The organism is Microbacterium sp. K35, assembly GCF_004794375.1.
Lineage (GTDB): Bacteria > Actinomycetota > Actinomycetes > Actinomycetales > Microbacteriaceae > Microbacterium > Microbacterium sufflavum.
Window position 1 is genome coordinate 1 of record NZ_SSDM01000060.1, and the last position, 4,114, is coordinate 4,114.

4 protein-coding genes are annotated in these 4,114 nt (G+C 73.5%); 1 reads left to right on the top strand and 3 read right to left on the bottom strand.

Going from position 1 to position 4,114, the window contains the following annotated elements; translation table 11 throughout:
• The coding region (locus DW299_RS01655) for an RDD family protein (protein WP_136035403.1) at positions 1-614 on the bottom strand (614 nt) is incomplete at its 3' end.
• 16 nt (positions 615-630) lie between these two features.
• On the opposite strand from DW299_RS01655, the gene DW299_RS01660 reads away from it, so the two are divergent.
• Positions 631-1,623: a stage II sporulation protein M gene (locus tag DW299_RS01660; protein WP_136032131.1), complete on the top strand. Its 993-nt coding sequence runs from the start codon at positions 631-633 to the stop codon at positions 1,621-1,623.
• A gap of 12 nt (positions 1,624-1,635) precedes the next feature.
• Here the strand turns inward: DW299_RS01660 and DW299_RS01665 are convergent, their stop codons facing one another.
• Both DW299_RS01665 and DW299_RS01670 read right to left on the bottom strand, forming a co-directional pair.
• A complete protein-coding gene (locus DW299_RS01665; protein WP_136035404.1) occupies positions 1,636-2,943 on the bottom strand; it encodes a DUF58 domain-containing protein in 1,308 nt (435 codons plus the stop codon).
• On the bottom strand, positions 2,944-3,915 hold the full coding sequence (locus DW299_RS01670) for an AAA family ATPase (protein WP_136035405.1): 972 nt from the start codon (positions 3,913-3,915) through the stop codon (positions 2,944-2,946). It abuts the gene before it with no gap.
• Positions 3,916-4,114 lie beyond the last annotated feature (199 nt).

The window sequence follows — 4,114 nt, forward strand, 5'->3', positions numbered from 1 at the left end:
TCGCCTGGCGCGCTCTCCAGGAACTGCGAGATGCGGCGCGCCAGGCGATCGGGCAGCCGGGCGACGTCGGCGATCTGCGCCCATCCGGCGAGCTGCGGCGGAAGCACGGGCGCGTGCCCGGTCAGCCGTGGCGTGCGCACGCGCTGGCTGTACGTGCCGGCGACGAGGTCGCCCAGTCGCTGCGAGCGGGAGGTGAACGCGCCCACCAGCACCGCCAGGCCGCCGAACGTGAGGTAGATCTCCAGCACGCCGAGGAGCGCGCGGATGAAGGCGTGCCGGAACCCGGCGGCGCCGCCGTCCAGGCGCACGATGCGCCCGCCGACCGCGAGCTTGCCGAGGCTGCGTCCCTTCAGGGCGACCTCCATCGTGATCGGCAGGACGACGAAGCTCACCACGAGCGCGGAGACGGTGGCGATGCGGTCGGTCGCCTCGTCGAGCACGCCGGCGTCGAGCAGCCAGATGCGCAGGAAGATCCACAGCACGAAGACGCCGTAGCCCACGAGCATGTCGATGATCGCTCCCGCGGCGCGGAGCACGAACCCGACCGGCTGCACGTCGATCGCGACCGCCTCACCGGAGAGCACCTCGTCGGAGACGTCGATCTGCGCGGACATGAGTACAGTAAATCAGGTGGATGCCGATGCCCTGACCGACGTCCGCCGGTCCGAGTGGGAGCGGCTGGATCAGCTCAGCCGCGCTCGCCTCGACGGCGCGGGGGTCGACGAGCTCATCGTGCGCTACCGCGCCGCATCCGCCGACCTCGCCGAGCTCAAGACCTCCGTCGGCGACTCGCCGCAGGGCGCCTACCTCTCGACGATCCTGGTGCGCGCGCGACTGCGGCTCACCGGCGCCTCCGACAGCATCCTCACCCAGGTCGGGCGCTTCTTCGGGCTCCAGCTCCCCGCCGCCCTGTACCGGCTGCGCTGGACCACCCTGATCATCGCGGTCGCGTTCATCGCGGTCGCCGTGGGCGTCGCGGGCTGGATCGCGAGCGATCCGGCGCTGGTGGCGACGCTCGGCCCGCCCGACGCCCTGGAGCAGTACGCCGACGAGAGCTTCACCGGGTACTACACCGAGAACCCCGCTGCCGTGTTCATGGGCATGGTGTGGACGAACAACGCCTGGATCGCGATGCAGTGCGTGCTGTTCGGCGTCACGGGCATCTGGCCGATCTACATGCTGCTGCAGAACGCCATCGGGCTCGGCACGTCAGGCGCGGTCATGGCGGCCCACGACAAGGCCGACCTCATGGTGCTCTACATCCTGCCGCACGGCATGCTCGAGATGACCTGCATCTTCGTCGCAGCCGCCGCCGGGCTGCACGTGTTCTGGGCGTGGGTGGCGCCGGGTCGCCGGTCGCGCGGTGAAGCGCTGGCGGAGGAGGGGCGGGCCCTCGCCACGGTCGCGATCGGGCTTGTCTTCGCCCTGTTCCTGTCGGGCCTGGTGGAGGGTTTCGTCACGGGCTGGGCGCTGCCGTGGCCGGTCAAGATCGGCATCGGGGCCGCGGCGCTCGCCGTGTTCCTCGTCTACATGCTCGCCATCGGCGGACGGGCGTATCGCCGCGGGGAGAGCGGCGACCTGGTCGAGTACGAGGCCGGCACGCCGCGGCTCGTCGCCGGCTGACGACGGCCCCGGTCACAGCCGTCCGGCGGCCTTGAGCTCCAGGTAGCGGTCGGCGATCCGGGGTGGGAGCGCCTCGGGGTCGGCGGCGATGGCCTCGCCGCCCGCCCGCCGGATCGCGTCGGCCACGTTCTCCGCGTCACGGAGCGTCCGCTCGGCCGCTGCGGCGACGTACACCTCCTCGCGCGAGCCCCTGGCGCGCGCCAGCGCGGCGATCCCGTCGTCGGTGACCGAGCCGACCAGCACGGTCGTCGCCCGCGACGCGGTCGGGAATGCGCCGAGGAAGCCGCGTGCGGACTCCGCCGCGTCCTGCGCCGTGAGCGCGACGATCAGCGAGGGGCGCGTGGTCAGGGTGCGCACCGCCGCGAACGCGCTCTGCCAGTCGGTGTCCACGAGTCGTGCGTGCACGGGGGCCATGGCGTCGGTGAGCGCGGGAAGGAGCGCGGTGCCGTCGACGCCGGTGACCCTGGCCCGGACGACCCGGTCGAACATCAGCAGGTGCACGTGGTCGCCCGCGCGGGAGGCGAGGGCCGCGAGCAGGAGCGCGGCCTCGAGGCTCGCATCCAGGCGGGTGCCGTCGCCCACGCGGGCCGCTGCCGTGCGACCCGTGTCGACGAGGATGACGACGTGGCGGTCGCGTTCCGGGCGCCAGGTCCGCAGCATCGTGGTCCCGGCCCTGGCGGTCGCGCGCCAGTCGATCGAGCGCACGTCGTCGCCCCGCACATACTCGCGCAACGAGTCGAACTCGGTGCCCTGACCGCGCACCTGGATGCTCGTGTTGCCGTCGAGCTCCCGCAGCCGGGCGAGCCGGGAGGGGAGGTGCTTGCGGGAGCTGAACGCGGGCAGCACGCGGATGGCGCCGCGGACGAGGTGGCGCGCCTGCCGTCCCGCGATGCCGAGGGGCCCGCGCGAGCGGATCACGACGAACTCGCTCACCAGCTCGCCGCGACGGCGAGGATGCAGCGGCAGCTCGACCCGTCCGCGCTCACCCGACGCGATGCGCAGGCGCTGGCGCTCCAGGGGCGCACCGGCGGTGGGCTGCCAGGCGTCGCGGATCACGGCGTCGAGCGTCCGCGTTCCGTGGTTGTGCAGGGCCACGCTGACCGGCACGGGTTCGCCGAGGCGCGCCCGCGCGGGCAGCCGGCGGGTGACGGTCACCGCGCGGGGACTCGCCGCCCGCACCACGTCGAACACCACGAGCAGGGCGCACAGCGCGAGCCAGCCTCCGAGCACGGCGTACGGCGGCACCCCCGCGAGACCGGTCAGGACCAGCGGGACGATGCCGACGGCGAGGGCGACGGCGAGGCGTCCGGTGACGAACACCTAGATCGGCACCCTGGTCTGCTGCACCACGGAGGTGAGCACCGCGTCGGCGGACACGCCCTCCATCTGCGCGTCGGGCCGCAGCTGCAGCCGGTGGCGCCAGACGGGGACGAGCATGGTCTGCACGTGGTCGGGCGTCACGGCCGTCGACGCGTTGAGCCAGGCCCAGGCCTTGGCGGCAGCGAGGAGTCCGGTCGAGGCGCGCGGGCTCGCGCCGAGCTCCACGGAGGGGGACTGGCGGGTGGCCCGTGCCAGGTCGACGACGTAGCCGAGCACGTCGTCCGTGACCTCGACGGCGGCGGCCGCGTGCTGGGCGGCGCGGATCTCCTCGGCGGACACCACGGCCTCGACGCCCGTGAGCTCGCGCGGCGAGAAGCCCTGCGCGTGGCGCCGCAGCACCGACACCTCGGCGTCGCGCTCCGGCATGCCGACGACGAGCTTCATCAGGAACCGGTCGAGCTGCGCCTCGGGGAGCGAGTACGTGCCCTCGTGCTCGATCGGGTTCTGGGTCGCGGCGACCAGGAACGGATCGGGCAGCGTGCGGCTCACGCCGTCGGCCGACACCTGACGCTCCTCCATGGCCTCCAGGAGCGCGGCCTGCGTCTTCGGCGGCGTGCGGTTGATCTCGTCCGCCAGCAGGATGTGCGTGAACACGGGTCCGGCGCGGAAGTCGAACTCGCCCGTCCTGGCGTCGTACACGAGTGAGCCGGTCACGTCGCCGGGCATGAGGTCGGGCGTGAACTGCACGCGCTTGGTGTCGAGCCCCAGGGCCCTGGCGAACGACCGCACGACCAGCGTCTTCGCGACGCCGGGCACGCCCTCCAGGAGCACGTGACCGCGGGCGAGCAGCGACACCAGCAGACCGGTGACGGTGCCCGCCTGGCCGACCACGGCCTTGTCGACCTCGGTGCGGACGCGGTGCATGGCCTGGCGCAGCGCGGCGTCGTCGATGGGACGGTTGTCGTCGGTCACGGGGTCTCCTCGGATTCCGGGGTGAGCGGGGGTCGGTCGGGGCGGCGGGGCGTCATCCGTCGTCGCTCCGCGCGGTGCGGGCGGTGTCCTCGACGGCGGTCTCGAGCTCGTCGAGCTGGCGCGCGAGGGCGATCAGGGCGGCGTCGTCGGCGGGTGGCGCTCCGGCGAGCAGCGCCTGCAGGGTGCCGCGGGGGATCCG